Raw genomic sequence first — 15,249 nt, 5'->3', positions numbered from 1 at the left:
CTGAGGCTTAATCCACCAGCGCCGCAGCTTCATCAATCCCCACCGATACCAGGCGCGACACGCCGGGTTCCTGCATGGTCACTCCCATCAGGCGCTCGGCGGCTTCCATGGCAATCTTGTTGTGGGTGATATAGATGAACTGAACGTTTTCCGACATCTCTTTCACCAGCTTGGCGTATCGACCCACGTTGGCATCATCCAGCGGCGCGTCAACTTCATCGAGCATACAGAACGGCGCAGGGTTGAGCTGGAAGATCGAGAACACCAACGAAAGCGCGGTAAGTGCTTTTTCCCCACCGGAGAGCAGATGAATCGTGCTGTTCTTCTTACCCGGCGGACGCGCCATGATCGCCACCCCGGTTTCCAGCAGATCATCGCCGGTGAGCGTTAGCCAGGCCGCCCCACCACCAAACACGCGGGGAAAGAGTTCCTGCAAACCGCTATTCACCTGATCAAACGTTTCTCTGAAACGTACCCGCGTTTCCTGGTCGATACGCTTGATCGCTCGCTCCAGGGTTTCCAGCGCTTCGGTCAGTTCGGCGTGCTGGGCTTCCAAATAGTTGCGTCGCTCGGCCTGCTGGTCGTACTCCTCAATCGCTGCCAGGTTAATGGCACCCAAGCGGCGTATCTTCTCGCCGGTGCTTTCCAAACGCTCCTGCCAAACCTGTTCACTGGCATCGCTTGGCAGGTTCTCGGCCAGGGCATCGGCGTCATGCCCTAGTTCGGCCAACTGCTCATCTTGCGTGGCCGCTTTTAGCGCCAGCGCCTGAACATCCATACGCCGCTGCTGAAGCTGCTCGCGGCTCTGCTCAAGATTGCGTTCGTGCTGCTGGCGGGCCAGCTCATCATTGCGCAGCTGTTCTGCCAGCGACTGGGCCTGCTGGCGCGTTTCGGTAAGGCGGCGCTCCTGCTGCTCACGCTGATGTAGTAGCTCTTCAAGCTCTTCACCAGCCAACTCGTCCGGCTCAAGTAGCGTTTCCCGCGACGCTTCTAGCTCTGCTATGCGTAGCGTCAAGCGCTCTTCGCTATCGCTTGAACGTGCCTGCTGGGCGCGCAAACTACTCCGTTCAGCGGTTAACCGTTCACGCTCTAATGCCAACGTCTGCTGCTGTGCTTTTAACGGGCCATGCTGTTGAGTCAGTTGGTCGCGCTGTTCGCGCTGGCGGCCACGCTGCTCGCTGGCCACTTCGCGTGCCTGTGCAGTGGTTTCCAGCGTTTCCATCGCCACATTCCAGCGGGCACGCTGCTCCTCCAGGGTAAGCGTTAACGCCGCTTCATCCTCTTGCAGTTGCCCAAGCTCAGCATCAAGCTCAGTGGCCCGGCTCTCCAAATGCTCCAGCTTTTGGGCAGCGCTACGCTCTTTAATAGCCAACTGCTGAACGCTTGTAGCATGGCCACGCTCCTGCTCAGCCTGCTGTTCACGGGAAAGCTCCAGGGCTTCAATGGTCTCACTGGTCGTTTCGCACTGCTCTTCAGCCAGCGCCAGCGCGTCTTCATCCTGCTCGCGCAGGGCGTCCAGCTCCTTGAAACGGCGCCGCGTTACCAGTAAGGCATCAACGCCTTCGCCATTGGCCTGCTGATGCAGCCAGCCGCGCCCCCGCCAAACGCCATCACGGCTAACAACGCTGTCTCCCGCTGCAAGGCCGGGCGCAAGCTGCTCAGCCTCGGCGCCGGACTCAACGTAGTGAATACTGGCCAACCATTCACCTATCGCACCAGCGCCGCTTACCAGTGAATCCAGCCGCTGGCCCTGGGTTGAAGCGGCGGGCGCTTGCTCATCAATCAGACACCAGTCGGTAGCCAGCGCCTGCGGCAGTGCGGCAAGCTGGTGGCTTGCGACCAGGCGAGCATTCAACCAGGGCGCCAGCAGCCAGGAAATGACCGTCTCCCAACCGGGTGTCACGCTGAGGGTTTCACCCAGGCGGAGGGCATTACTTAGCCCGTGGGTCGCCAGGGTTGCTTCTATATCCGGGTCGTGGTCGGCTAGCGCGGCATCCATCAGGGCCTGCAGCGAGGCCAGTTCACCCTGGCGCTGGCTCAATTCAGCGCGCTTATCATCACGGGTGCGCGTTGCCTGTTGATAACGCTGTTTAGCATCGCTGTACTGCTGCTGCCACTGTTCACGCGTTTGGGTGAAGGCCTCGGAACGCTCTTCGGCTTCTTCCAACTGCGCCTGAAACTGAGCGTGCTCTTCGCGTAGCGCGCTCAAATCCGCCAAATCGCCGCGCTGCTGACGCCGCCGCTGGCTTTCTGCCTGTAGGCGTTGAATACGCTGCTCTAAATCGCGTAGCTGGTCCTGGCTGCGGTCGGCTTCGCGACTGGCATCGCGCCAACGATTTTCGGCGTCCGACCACTGCTGCTCGGCAGCTTCCATGGCGGGGGTAGCATCGGCCAGAGCCTGTTCCAGGGCGTCCAGCTGTTCTTCCAGCGCTTCGTGTTCGGGCGCCAGGTCCTCAAAGCGCTCGTCGATGGCGGCAAGACGCTCCCGGTCGCCTTCGCTCACCAGGCGCTGCTCATCCAGCTCGCGCCGTGCAGTAGCAATATCGTTGGCCAGTTGGGACTCACGGCTACGCCGGTGAGCCTGGTCCTGCTCCAGCCGTGCAATGCGCGTGGTGGTTTCAAAAAACTGCTGCTGGTGGCGCTCCAGTACCTCGGCAAGCTCATCGTGCTGCTCACGAGCTTGCTCCAGACGGGTTTCGCACTGACGTACGCCAAACACATCTTTTTCAACTGAGATTTCCAGCTCGCGAACCCGGCTCTCCTGCTGCGACTGCTCTGCCCGCAGGGTGCGCCCGCGTAGCAGTGCCAGCTCGCCTTTAAGCCGGTACTCCTGCTGTTTTAACTCCTGGTAGCGTTTGGCCGCCTCCGCCTGGCGCTTTAAGCGCTCAAGCTGTTTATCCAGCTCCTCACGAATATCGTCCAAACGTTCGAGGTTTTCCTGGGTGCGCCGCATACGGTTTTCGGTTTCACGGCGGCGCTCCTTGTATTTGGAGATGCCCGCGGCTTCTTCAAGTGTTGAGCGCAGGTCATCGGGGCGAGCTTCAATCAATCGCGAGATCATGCCCTGGCCGATAATTGCGTAGGAGCGTGGGCCAAGACCGGTGCCCATAAACAGGTCGGCGATATCCCGTCGGCGGCACTTTTGGCCATTAAAGAAGTAGCTGGACTGGCCGTCGCGGGTCACTAACCGTTTGACCACGATTTCCGCGTACTGGGCATACACGCCACCCATGGTGCCGTCGCGATTGTCGAACTTGAGTTCAATAGATGCTTGACCCACTGGTTTGCGCCCAGTCGAGCCATTAAAGATAACGTCGGCCATGGACTCGCCGCGCAGGGTTTTGGCCGAGGACTCGCCCATCACCCAGCGCACGGCATCGATAATATTGGACTTGCCACAGCCATTGGGGCCGACAATCGCGGTCATATTACCGTCGAAGGGCACCGTGACCGGATCGACAAACGACTTGAACCCAACAAGACGAATAGAGGTTAAGCGCATGCCAATCCTACAAAGAATTTATTTATAAACATGAGGGGGTATTCAAAATACACGATTAATAACGACCTCGGCAGCGGTGTGTTGACTCAGGGCTTCACTACTCATCAGCGGCGGCCATTGTGGACTCATCGGCCAAGCGTTCCTGGGCCACGCGAACACCTTCACGTAGCGACGCAGCCGTGTTGGGGTCTTCCACCGTTGCCAGCGCCCGGCGCCAGCAACCTATGGCGCGGTTAAAGTCGCCGTTATCGTACGCGTGAATACCCAATAAGCCTAACACCGTTGGCTGCCGTGGGTCCTGAGCCAGCGTTTCATCCACCAAGCGCTGCACAGCCGGGGTCATCTCGCGCCCTGCCATAAAGAAGCGAATTTGCGCAAGCTGGGCGAGCAGTGCAGGGAGACGGCCTTCCAGCGCGATGAGTCGTTCCAGCGCATCAATGGCTTTATCTTCCTGGCCGGTATCGCGATACAACGGAAACAGCGAGGCCCATACGTTGGCATTGCCGGGCTGAAGCGTTGCCTGCTCTTCCATACGACGAATATACGTGTCTGGAGTAGCGCCGGGGTCGTTGAGTAATTCCTGCTGAACGCCATACAGGGCAAGGTCGCCCTCGGCGCCCTCTTCCAGGTACCAAAAAAGGCTAATGGCCACCACACTCAAGGCAATCAACGGCACAGCTAAACGCCCGGCAAGGGCCGGTTTTAGCGGTCGTATGGCCAGCGTGGCGGTATCTTCCAGAAGGCTACGTTCAAGTTCCAGCGTTCCTTCTTCAAACTGCGCGGTACTAGCATCGCCACGCGCATGAGCTGCCTGTAACGAGGCAAGCCGACGCTGAAAAATGGCCACGTTCTGCTCGGCAGAAGTGTCGTTGGCTTCATATGCACGTTGCTGGTCATAAAGCGCATGCGCCTTACGCAGCGGGGAAAGTAGCAAGACAATCGCTGGCAACATGACAATCGCCATGGCGACCCATAAAAGCGTCATGATGATCTCCTGCGCTGAATCAGCGCATCCAGCCGAGCGCGCTCTTCAACACTTAGCGCCTTGGCAGACGCATGGCGCCGTGCACGTACTATGAGCAACACGATCAAAACACCCACGACGCCTAACCCGATAGGCAGCCCCCACAGGAGATAGGTGCGGCTCTCCAGGCGCGGATTATAGAGAATATAGTCGCCAAAGCGCTCAACCATGTGGTTGATCACTTCGCTATCGGAGCGCCCATCGTGCAGCATTTGATACACGCGTTCCCGCATATCGGCGGAGATAGGTGAGTTCGAATCGTTGATGGCCTGGTTTTCACACAGCGGGCAGCGCATGGAAGCGGTTAATGCGTGATAACGCTGTGCCAGCACCGGGTCGTCAAACTCACGCAGCTCGATTCCCTCCGCCACAACACTTGCCGATAACAGCAGCAGGAAGAGCACGGCCAGGGTACGTATTAACGCCATTTGGCTACCTCCGGCAAAATACGCTCGGCCACATCCTGAGGAGAGATATCGCCTTTATGGTGATAGCGAATAATCCCGTCGGCATCGACCAGAAACGTTTCAGGCGCGCCATAAACGCCAAGGTCAAAGCCCAAACGGCCGTCAGGATCAAAGATATTCACTTCAAACGGGTCGCCAAACTCGTTTAAAAAGTGCACTCCCTTCTCGCGGGTATCGCGATAGTTCACCCCGACCATACGAATACCCTGGTCGGCCAATGCCAAAAGCTGGGGCATTTCCTGCTTGCAGGCCGGGCACCATTCGCCCCACACGTTAACCAGCGAGACCTCCCCATGGAGCAGCGTTTGATCGACCAGGCTGCCTTCATCATGCAGCGTGGTGGCCTCAAATGTCGGGAACTCACGTGCCATCAGCGCAGAGTCCCGGGCTGACGGATCATGCTGCAAACGCTGATATAAAAACAGCGCCACCAGAAGAAAACCCAGCGGTAGCAGTAACAGCCATAGTCGACGGCTCATAGCACGGCTTCCTGCGTTTTGGGCGAGCGGGCCACGTCGGCACGGTCGGCCGTTCTGGTTCGGCGATAGCGCTTATCCACTATCGCCAGTATGCCGCCTAACGCCATCAACAAACCGCCCAACCAAAGCCAGCGTACAAAAGGCTTATATTGAATGCGCATGGCCCAGCTGCCATCCTCCAAATCTTCACCCATGGCAACGTAAATATCCCGAAACAGGCCGGGGCGTAGCGCGACTTGGGTCATGGGCATACCCGTTGCCAGATAAAAGCGCTTCTCAGGGCGCATAATAAAACCACGCCCTGATTCGATATTGCGCACCTGAATGACGGCCGTATCGGCCATAAAGTTGGCGCCTCGGCGGCTTTTAAGCTCCCTCAACGTGAACTGATAGCCCGCGACGTCAAGCTCGGTACCCGGCGCCATACGCACCGTGCGCTCAGTGGCATAGTTGGACACCACGGCCACACCAATAATCGTCACTGCAATTCCCACATGCCCGAGCACCATGCCCCAATACGCCAGTGAAAGCTTGCGCAAACCCGCCAAGCGGCTGGAGCCGTGGCGGGTTTTGTCCCACATGTCCTTCCCAATAGGCAGCACTATCCACAGCGCAGCCACAATACCCAATGAGGCCCACAGGTTCCATTCACCGGTGTATATCAGCGGCAACACCATACCCAGCACCAGCGCAGCGACGCCAGCAAGCCACAGCTTACGGCGCAGTTCACTGGCCGGCATGCTCTTCCAGCGAGCGACCGGACCAAGCCCCATAAAGAGACACATCACAACCGTCAGCGGTACAAAAAGCGCATTAAAGTACGGCGGACCCACGCTGATTTTACCCAGGTTGAGCGAGTCTAAAATCAGCGGGTAGAGCGTGCCCAGCAAAATCGTCACGGTCATGATGACCAATAGAATATTGTTGATAAGCAGCAGCGAATCTCGTGATAGCCAGCTGAAGCTCACGTGATGACTCACTCGAGGCGCACGCAGCGCAAATATCAGTAGAGAAAGCGTCACAGTGATCGTCAGCAGCACCAGAATAAACAAGCCGCGTGAGGGGTCATTGGCAAACGCGTGCACCGAGGTAAGCACACCAGAACGCACCAGAAAGGTACCCAGCAGCGATAGCGAAAAGGTAAAAATGGCCAGCAGTACGGTCCAGCTTTTAAACGAGCCGCGCTTTTCGGTGACGGCCAGCGAGTGAATCAGTGCCGTGCCGGTCAGCCAGGGCAGCAACGAGGCGTTCTCTACCGGGTCCCAAAACCACCAGCCGCCCCAGCCAAGCTCGTAGTAAGCCCACCAGCTGCCCAGCGCGATCCCCACGGTTAAAAAGGCCCAGGCACTATTGGTCCAGGGGCGCGCCCAGCGCGTCCAGGCCGCATCCAACCGCCCGCCCAGCAGCGCGGCAATGGCGAAGGCAAACACCACGGAAAACCCGACATAGCCCATATAGAGCATCGGCGGGTGAACAATCAAGCCAATATCCTGAAGCAGCGGATTAAGGTCCGCACCATCGTGAGGTACGTTGGGCAAAAGCCGCTCGAAGGGATTGGACGTCAGCAGGATAAACAGTAAAAATCCCACGCTAATCAAGCCCATCACACCCTGTACCCGCGCTACCATGTCGCGAGGCAGGCCGCCTGAGAAGCGCGAAGCGGCATACCCCCAGCCCGCCAGCATCAGGCTCCACAACAGCACCGACCCTTCGTGGTTGCCCCACACCGCACTGAGCTTGTAGTACCAGGGCAACAGCGAGTTGGAATTGTTGGCGACGTTCGCCACGCTGAAGTCATCCAGCGCGTAGCTGGCGGTTAGACACACATAAGCCACCGCGATAAACAGAAACTGCCCCGTGGCCATGGGATGACCATATGCCATCCATAGCGGCCTTCGCGTGGCCGCCCCGGCTAACGGCATTACGCCCTGCAATACCGCCATTAACAGGGCAATAATTAACGCGAAATGCCCAAGCTCAGGGATCAATTTTACCAACATCGGCGCTCCAGCATGACACGGACTCTAGGGTATAGGACATTGGCTCAACCTATTCACGCTTGGCTGCTTCAACCGGTTGGTCCTGATAATCAGCAGGTGAGTAACCGGCATCCTCTAACGCTTGCGACACTTCGGGCGGCATGTAGTTTTCATCGTGGCGAGCCAGCACCTTGTCAGCTATAAACCGCCCGTCTGTAGAAAGTTTGCCTACCACTACCACACCCTGCCCTTCGCGAAACAGATCCGGCAGGATGCCGTTATAGGCCACCGCAAGCTCGTCCACGTAGTCGGTTACCAGGAACTCGACGTCCAGGCTTTGCGGGTCACGGACAACCGAACCCTCCTTTACCATGCCACCTGCACGGATTGCCCGCTCGATGGGCGCGTCCCCCAGGGCAATCTGCACCGGACTGTAGAACAGGTTGATATTAGCGCGCAGGGCGTAGAGCGTGAGGCCTACCGCCACGGCGGCTAGCGCCAGCGCGCCGAGAATGACCGCTAGCTTCTGGCGACGTTTAGGTGTCATCGGCATGTCTCGCTTGATGGGGTGGATGACGGTCACCACGCCGGGCACGGCGTTTTACAGCACTGGCCAATTGGCGGCGCTCAAAACGAGCATGAACGATGCAGGCAACCATCAAAAGTGCCGTGACGCCCCAGGCCGCCCACACGTAGGGGCCGTGTCCGCCCATGGCCAAGAACGCCCCAAACGATGTAAATGCCATTACTGCGCCTCCTTGATCAAATCCCTGACCCAGCGCTTATCAATTTCCCGACGCAGGATTTCACTACGCGTACGCATCAGTGTAAGAGCGATAAAAAAACAGTAGAAACCCAGCACCATGATCAGCAACGGCAGCCACATTTCCATGGGCATGAGGGGCCGCGACGTCAACGTAAAGGTCGCCGACTGGTGGAGCGTAAACCACCAGTCTACCGAGTACTTGATAATCGGAATATTGATGACCCCAACCATGGCCAGTACCGAAGCCGCTTTTGATCCACCCTCACGACGGGTAAAAGCGCTGCGCAGGGCGATCACACCCAGAAACAGAAACAACAGAATCAGCATGGAGGTCAGTCGGGCGTCCCACATCCACCAGGTGCCCCAGGTAGGTACACCCCACACCGCCCCGGAAAAAAGCGCCACGAACGTCATCACCGCCCCAAACGGCGCCATGACTGTCGCAGCCATATCCGCCACCTTGACCTTCCATACCATGAAAACCAAGCTCGCCGCCGCCATCGAAACAAACACCGACTGGGCAAGAAAGGCGGCAGGCACGTGGACATAAATGATCCTGAAGCTATCGCCCTGCCCCTGGTTCACCTCGGTGGGTGTAAAGGCTAATCCCCATACCGTACCGGTCGCAATGAGTATCAGGGAGACTGCCCAGCACCAGGGCTGCACCTTTGCGCTTATTGCATAAAACCATTTGGGCGAGCCCCATTTATGAATAAAGGTCCACATGGCGTGTTCTGTCCTCAACCGTTGATGCTGATGCGTAGCGAGGCGGCAATCGCCCAGGGAGCCAACAGTAGCGACGCGGCCAGCAGGGCTCCGAGCATGGCCAAGTGCGCCGCGACACCTTCACCAATGACGGCGGCCTGCACCGCCCCGACCCCAAAAATAAGCACCGGTATATACAGCGGCAGTATGATCAGCGACAACAGTACACCTCCCCGCGCGATACCGACTGTCAGCGCCGCACCAATCGCGCCAATCAGGCTCAAACTGGCGCTGCCCAACAAAAGCGAAAGCGCAAGCACCGCGTAGCTGCCTAGGGGCAGGGCCAGCGTCACGCCCAGAAGCGGTGCTACCAGTGCCAACGGCAGCCCGGTCAACAACCAGTGGGCAAGTACCTTGGCCAGACTAAGCGCTGCTAGCGGCTGAGGCGCGAGCAGCATCTGCTCAAGACTGCCGTCGTCATAATCGGTGCGAAACAGACTATCCAGTGATAAAAGCGCCGCCAGAAGCGCCGCTACCCATAAAAGGCCTGGCGCGATCAGCGCAAGCACGGCGCGGTCGGGTGAAATACCGATTGGGAACAGCGTTATCACCAGCGCGAAGAAGACCAGCGGATTGAGCAGCTCGCCGCGGCGTCTGAACATCAGTGTTACATCACGCTTCAGGGTAGCGGTAAAGGCCACCCACAGCCCGCCCGGCACCGGCGTTTCAAGTATTGTGGAGGTAGCCTTCTGCCCCTGCGTCATCGTCTACCCCAGTTGAATACAGCGAGCGGCGGGCGAAACATCCAGCGCGTGGTGAGTGGTTACCAGAACGCTCCCCCCGGATTGAGCATGAGCTGCAAGCTGCGCTTCAAGCGCGGCTACGCCTTGGCGGTCAATAGCAGTAAACGGCTCGTCAAGCACCCAGAGCGGACGGCGCGTCAGCGTTAACCGGGCCAGCGCCACACGGCGCTGCTGACCCGCCGACAGCTGGCCGACCAATACGTCCTCAAAACCGCCAAGCCCTACTTGCTCCAAAGCGCTCAGGCGCTGCGATGTATTACCCCGCTCGCCGCTTAGCGCCTGGTACCAGGCCAGGTTTTCAAGCGGTGAAAGCCCAGCCTTGATGCCTGGCGAATGCCCCAGATACAGCAGGTTGGCCAGATAATGTTCACGCACCTTGCGAAGTGGCGCGCCGTTCCAGAAAAGCTCGCCTTGGTAATCACTCAGTTGACCTGCCAGCAGCTTTAACAGCGTGGTCTTGCCGCTGCCATTGGGGCCTTCAATTCGAACGATGTCACCGCTGCGAATCGTGAGATCGAGCCCTTCAAATAGCCAGCGCCCATCACGCTCGCAGGCTAGTTGTCGTGCTTGCAGGCACAGGCTCAAAGGTATCTCCCAACAGGTTGATAGTTAGCCAAAACTCTACACGGAAAGCCACGTTATCTCCAGCCAATCGCAGCGGCCGTGAGAATGCACCAAGCGTGCCGACGGGACCAGCATCTTGAATAGCAAAAGGCACTGGATAAAAACAGCACTACCACTGTATGCAAAAACAGCTGTATACTAAAACACTGTATGAAAAGACATGCCAACAACCTGCTGGCTTGCCACTACTAAACGCCTAGGGAAAGGGCGCTGCATTGGAGAATTTCCTATGAATATATCGATGTCAGCACCAACTCACGCCGGTTCTACCGTATTGAGCAGCGCGTCCTGCGCACCTAAAGGCATTCAATCGGCACGCGCCTTTAAAACAGCACCACGCAGAACGCGGCACAATACCTACGCCCTCAAAATACGCGGCAACCGAATGCGTGATTGCAACTTGTTTGATGGAGATGTCATTATTATTCGGCGTTTTCAATGCGATACCCACGAAGAAACCGCCGTCGCTCACATCAATCAGCAACCTGTTGCGTTGAAGCAGCTCTCGATCAGTCGCTTTGGCGTACATTTATGGCCTGCCGATACCCAAGCGCCGGATCTCTTTTTGCACAATTGCGATATTCAAGTGTTAGGAATGGTAATGGGTGTGGCGCAGGATAGTGCCAACGACCTTGCTGCCAATTCTTATGGCCTTATGGAGCACTGATTGCGTTATCAAGTTCCTGATTTAGCTGCCTCGCAGTGGCATACCGCCGAGATAGAGGTCGAAAAAAGCCAGTTTCTGGCGTGGCTATGCCATGCGCCAGATGTGGCCGCTTTTAGTGCACTTCTTGAAGCGGCAAGAGCTGCTCACCCCAATGCCAGCCATCACTGTACGGCTTATATTGCTGGGCCGCCTGGGGAGCAAACACTGATTGGTTTTTCCGATGATGGCGAGCCTGGCGGCACGGCCGGTCGGCCAATGTACCAGGTACTTCAAGGCAGCCAAATGGGTGAAATCGGCGGTGTCGTGACGCGCTACTTCGGCGGCACCAAGCTAGGCACCGGCGGGCTGGCACGGGCTTACGCTCAAGCCATCAGCCATGCGTTGGAAACCTTACCGACGCGTGAAGTGATTGAGCGAGACGCCTACACGCTACGCCTTACCTTTGCCAGCGAGGCGATCGCCCGCGCCTGGTGCGACGAAAAGGCCATCCCCATTGAACACGTCAACTACGATGGCGAAGGTGTTCAGCTCACCATTGGCTGGCCCCGCGACCAGACGTTCGACCTTTCCCCCTTGGAAAATCGCCTAAAGTGCACGCTGGACGTTACCCCGGTAAACGCACCCGCCCCCTAAACCAAAAACGGCTTACGGTGTAAACCGTAAGCCGTGCATGGGGCACTTCTGCTTCCCCGTCAATCCTGTCTATTTATCCCAAATATTTAATCATTACCCCGGCAGCCACGGCAGAACCAATTACTCCTGCCACGTTTGGACCCATCGCATGCATCAACAAGAAGTTATGCGGATTGGATTCCAGACCGACCTTATTAGCTACACGCGCCGCCATAGGCACAGCGGATACCCCGGCAGCACCTATCAGCGGATTAATCGGCATACGGCTCATTAGGTTCATCAGCTTGGCCATTAACACGCCGGCGGCGGTACCAATTCCGAAGGCCACGATACCCAGCCCCAGAATCCCGAGGGTTTCCACCGTCAAGAAGCTTTCCGCCATCAGCTTTGAACCAACAGAAAGCCCTAGAACGATCGTCACGATGTTGATCAGCGCGTTCTGGGCGGTATCCGAAAGCCGCTCTACCACGCCGCATTCGCGCATCAAATTACCAAAGCAGAACATCCCCAGAAGCGGTGCTGCGTCGGGTAGAAACAGCGCGACCAGGATCAACAGCATGAGAGGAAAGATCACTTTTTCCAGCCTGGAGACGGGGCGCAGCTGCGTCATTTTTATCTGACGCTCTTTTTCAGTGGTTAACAGCCGCATAATAGGTGGCTGGATTAACGGCACCAGCGCCATGTACGCGTAGGCCGCCACCGCGATAGCACCCAATAGCTCTGGAGCAAGCACGCTGGACACATAGATAGACGTTGGCCCATCGGCGCCGCCGATAATCCCGATCGCTGCCGCCTGGTTCAGCGAGAAGTCCATGATGCCCATGGAGGTCAGCACAACGGCACCAAACAGCGTGGCGAAAATACCAAACTGGGCCGCAGCACCTAGAAACAGCGTACGAGGGTTGGCAAGCAGCGGGCCAAAGTCAGTCATGGCACCCACGCCCATAAAGATCAACAGCGGTGCGATACCCGATGCAATGGCCACTGAATAGAAGTTATACAGCATGCCATTGCTGTAACCGACGCTTGTCGCAATATCCTTAGCGGCACGCAGCTGCTCTGGCGCTACCTCACCATGGGCAACTACTTTGAGCGTTTCACGCCACGCATCAATACCTGCCAAAGGATCCAGCATTACGCCCAGCGCGGCACCAACCTGCTGAAGCACGGCAGGCTTGCCAACCTCAATGGCCTGGTCCAGCGCTGAAATCGCAAGGCCAGCTTCGGGAATATTGGCAAGAATCCCCCCAAAACCAATCGGCACCAACAACAGCGGCTCAAATTTCTTATGGATCGCCAAATAGAGCAGCAGCAGCCCGACCCCGATCATGACCACCTGGCCAAGCTCAAGGTTATAAAGCCCCGAGCCCTCCCATAACGTGACTAGCTTATCCATTCCCGAGGCCCTTAAAGCTCAATCAGTACGTCGCCAACAGCTACGCTGTCGCCTTCACTAACATTGACTTTCGATACCGTGCCGGCACTGCTGGCGCGAATTTCGGTTTCCATTTTCATAGCTTCAAGAATGATGACCACTTCCCCATCCGCTACCTGGTCGCCAGGGCGCACATTCACCTTGAAGATATTGCCAGCAAGCGGTGCTTCTATGGCTTCACCACGGCTGGCCGCCGGGGCGGGGCTCGCCGCAGGCGCAGGCGACTGCTCTTGCACCTGGCCAATATCGCCGCCTTCAGAAACTTCCACTACAAACGCTTTGCCATTGAGCTTTACGGTATAGGTTTCAGGGCCACGTGCCGCCTCTGGCGCACTGTCTTGAGTAACCACCGGAGGCTTGGCAGGCTCGCTACCAGCCACCTGGGGCGCAGGTTCGAAAGCGTCCGCGTTATCACGATTTTTAAGAAACTTCAGACCGATTTGCGGGAACAAGGCGTAGGTGAGGACATCATCTATTTCACACTCGCCCTCTGCCAAGCGTACCTGCTCGGCGCCGGCTTTCTCTTTAAGCTCTGCCGCCAGCTTTTGCATTTCAGGTGCAAGGTTATCCGCCGGGCGACAGGTAATCGGCTGACCGCCCTCCAGCACGCGGGCTTGAAGCTCGGTATTAAAGGGGGCGGGTGCCGCGCCGTATTCGCCTTTCAGCAGCGCCTGCACCTCTTTGGAAATGGACTTGTAACGCTCGCCCATCATCACGTTCATTACCGCTTGGGTACCGACGATTTGCGACGTGGGCGTCACCAGCGGAATAAATCCCAGGTCTTCACGCACACGAGGAATTTCGCCAAGCACATCGTCCAGCTTGTCGCCCGCACCCTGCTCTTTCAGCTGACTTTCCATATTGGTCAGCATGCCGCCTGGCACCTGGGCCACCAGAATGCGCGAATCGATGCCGCGTAACGAACCTTCAAAAGCAGCGTACTTTTTACGTACTTCACGGAAATAGCCCGCGATGTCTTCCAACAGTTCAAGGTCCAGCCCGGTATCACGGTCGGTATCCTTGAGCATCGCAACAACGGACTCTGTGGGGCTATGTCCATACGTCATCGACATGGACGAAATCGCGGTATCGACGTTATCGATACCGGCCTCGACTGCCTTAAGAATGGTGGAAGTGGAAAGTCCTGTCGTGGCATGGCAATGCAGGTGAACAGGAATAGACAGATTTTTCTTCAGCCGCGTTACCAGCTCAAATGCGGTGTAAGGCGTTAACAGCCCCGCCATATCCTTGATAGCCAGCGAGTCTGCGCCCATTTCGGCAATATTGGTCGCTAGATCGACCCAGCTATCCAGGGTATGTACCGGGCTTACCGTGTAGGAAATAGTGCCCTGCGCATGCCCACCCACCTGACGAACCGCTTTAATCGCACGCTCCAGGTTGCGCGGGTCATTCATGGCATCAAACACACGGAACACATCAACGCCGTTGGTTTTGGCCCGTTCGACAAACTTATCGACTACATCATCCGCATAGTGGCGATAGCCCAACAGGTTTTGACCACGCAGTAGCATGGCTTGAGGCGTATTGGGCATCGCCTCTTTTAATGCCCGAATACGCTCCCAGGGGTCTTCGCCTAAATAACGAATGCATGCATCAAAGGTGGCGCCGCCCCAGGTCTCTAGCGACCAGTAGCCAACACGATCCAGCTTTTCAGCGATGGGCAGCATGTCGTCCAGACGCAAGCGGGTCGCAAACAGTGATTGATGGGCATCACGCAGTACCACATCGGTAATTCCCAGCGGGCGTTTTGTCTCATTCATAGCAGTAGCTCACACGTTAAAATTATTGATATGTAGTAAAACTAACAAAATAAAGGCAAATAAGGGGATAGGCTGACTAAAAAATTACCGATTAGTGACGCCTTAATGAGCGGTAACGATGCACTGCAGCACTGATAACCGCAGTCACTTCCTCGTCCTCGCCACTCAACGCGGGAGAAGATGAAGGTTTTGCACCTGCTAACGTCGGCACAGGCGTCGGCTGAAAACGACCTAACAGTTTTGACATCAACGTAACGCTAATGACTAAAATAGTAAGAAAAACAAAAACAAAGCCCATCCCAAGCCCCATAATTGCGAGCCCCTCCTGGAGTAGTTCTGCATTCTGCATAATGTCTCTCTTGTTGTAGAGCATAAATTAACGCT

General features: G+C 57.0%; 15 protein-coding genes. 2 read left to right on the top strand and 13 right to left on the bottom strand.

Annotation, left to right across the window (positions count from 1 at the left end):
* Nucleotides 1-7: 7 nt before the first annotated feature.
* From smc to ccmA, 10 genes are all read right to left on the bottom strand, one after another.
* Nucleotides 8-3,502, bottom strand: a complete 3,495-nt coding sequence (smc, locus tag CZ787_RS08050; protein WP_087107986.1) for a chromosome segregation protein SMC — start codon at nucleotides 3,500-3,502, stop codon at nucleotides 8-10.
* Nucleotides 3,503-3,599: 97 nt separating this feature from the next.
* A complete protein-coding gene (gene ccmI, locus CZ787_RS08045; RefSeq protein WP_087107984.1) occupies nucleotides 3,600-4,487 on the bottom strand; it encodes a c-type cytochrome biogenesis protein CcmI in 888 nt (295 codons plus the stop codon).
* On the bottom strand, nucleotides 4,484-4,954 hold the full coding sequence (locus tag CZ787_RS08040; RefSeq protein ID WP_087107982.1) for a cytochrome c-type biogenesis protein: 471 nt from the start codon (nucleotides 4,952-4,954) through the stop codon (nucleotides 4,484-4,486). Before CZ787_RS08040 ends, ccmI begins: the two co-directional genes overlap by 4 nt.
* Nucleotides 4,945-5,472 carry a DsbE family thiol:disulfide interchange protein gene (locus CZ787_RS08035; RefSeq protein WP_087107980.1) on the bottom strand — a complete coding sequence of 176 codons (528 nt, stop codon included), beginning with the start codon at nucleotides 5,470-5,472 and terminating at the stop codon, nucleotides 4,945-4,947. The genes CZ787_RS08040 and CZ787_RS08035 overlap by 10 nt, the downstream gene beginning before the upstream one ends.
* Nucleotides 5,469-7,472 carry a heme lyase CcmF/NrfE family subunit gene (locus CZ787_RS08030; RefSeq protein ID WP_087107978.1) on the bottom strand — a complete coding sequence of 668 codons (2,004 nt, stop codon included), beginning with the start codon at nucleotides 7,470-7,472 and terminating at the stop codon, nucleotides 5,469-5,471. Before CZ787_RS08030 ends, CZ787_RS08035 begins: the two co-directional genes overlap by 4 nt.
* A 49-nt stretch (nucleotides 7,473-7,521) precedes the next feature.
* Nucleotides 7,522-7,998: a cytochrome c maturation protein CcmE gene (ccmE, locus tag CZ787_RS08025; protein ID WP_087107976.1), complete on the bottom strand. Its 477-nt coding sequence runs from the start codon at nucleotides 7,996-7,998 to the stop codon at nucleotides 7,522-7,524.
* Entirely contained in the window at nucleotides 7,988-8,197 is a 210-nt protein-coding gene (gene ccmD, locus CZ787_RS08020; protein WP_087107974.1) for a heme exporter protein CcmD, read from the bottom strand. The genes ccmE and ccmD overlap by 11 nt, the downstream gene beginning before the upstream one ends.
* On the bottom strand, nucleotides 8,197-8,943 hold the full coding sequence (locus CZ787_RS08015) for a heme ABC transporter permease (protein WP_087107972.1): 747 nt from the start codon (nucleotides 8,941-8,943) through the stop codon (nucleotides 8,197-8,199). The genes ccmD and CZ787_RS08015 overlap by 1 nt, the downstream gene beginning before the upstream one ends.
* A gap of 14 nt (nucleotides 8,944-8,957) precedes the next feature.
* The gene (gene ccmB / locus CZ787_RS08010) at nucleotides 8,958-9,686 is read right to left on the bottom strand and encodes a heme exporter protein CcmB (protein WP_087107970.1); all 729 of its coding nucleotides are present in this window, start codon (nucleotides 9,684-9,686) and stop codon (nucleotides 8,958-8,960) included.
* 3 nt (nucleotides 9,687-9,689) lie between these two features.
* Entirely contained in the window at nucleotides 9,690-10,310 is a 621-nt protein-coding gene (gene ccmA / locus CZ787_RS08005) for a cytochrome c biogenesis heme-transporting ATPase CcmA (protein ID WP_087107968.1), read from the bottom strand.
* A 280-nt stretch (nucleotides 10,311-10,590) separates the two neighbouring features.
* Between ccmA and CZ787_RS08000 the strand changes: the two genes are divergently transcribed.
* Together CZ787_RS08000 and CZ787_RS07995 are read left to right on the top strand one after the other, a co-directional pair.
* Nucleotides 10,591-11,016 carry a LexA family protein gene (locus tag CZ787_RS08000; RefSeq protein WP_225733676.1) on the top strand — a complete coding sequence of 142 codons (426 nt, stop codon included), beginning with the start codon at nucleotides 10,591-10,593 and terminating at the stop codon, nucleotides 11,014-11,016.
* Entirely contained in the window at nucleotides 11,017-11,649 is a 633-nt protein-coding gene (locus CZ787_RS07995; RefSeq protein WP_087107964.1) for an IMPACT family protein, read from the top strand.
* A 73-nt stretch (nucleotides 11,650-11,722) separates the two neighbouring features.
* On the opposite strand, the gene CZ787_RS07990 is transcribed toward CZ787_RS07995, so the two are convergent.
* From CZ787_RS07990 to CZ787_RS07980, 3 genes are all read right to left on the bottom strand, one after another.
* Nucleotides 11,723-13,045, bottom strand: coding sequence for a sodium ion-translocating decarboxylase subunit beta (locus tag CZ787_RS07990; protein ID WP_087107962.1), 1,323 nt, complete (start codon nucleotides 13,043-13,045; stop codon nucleotides 11,723-11,725).
* A gap of 11 nt (nucleotides 13,046-13,056) precedes the next feature.
* Nucleotides 13,057-14,865 (bottom strand): sodium-extruding oxaloacetate decarboxylase subunit alpha, encoded by a 1,809-nt coding sequence (gene oadA, locus CZ787_RS07985; RefSeq protein ID WP_087107960.1) that lies wholly within the window; start codon nucleotides 14,863-14,865, stop codon nucleotides 13,057-13,059.
* A 91-nt stretch (nucleotides 14,866-14,956) separates the two neighbouring features.
* Nucleotides 14,957-15,214 (bottom strand): OadG family protein, encoded by a 258-nt coding sequence (locus CZ787_RS07980; protein WP_087107959.1) that lies wholly within the window; start codon nucleotides 15,212-15,214, stop codon nucleotides 14,957-14,959.
* Nucleotides 15,215-15,249: the final 35 nt, after the last annotated feature.

Origin of the sequence: Halomonas citrativorans (genome assembly GCF_900163645.1) — a bacterium.
Lineage (GTDB): Bacteria > Pseudomonadota > Gammaproteobacteria > Pseudomonadales > Halomonadaceae > Vreelandella > Vreelandella citrativorans.
The sequence above is the reverse complement of the archived record's forward strand: the minus strand, read 5'-3'. Positions and strand labels throughout refer to the sequence as shown.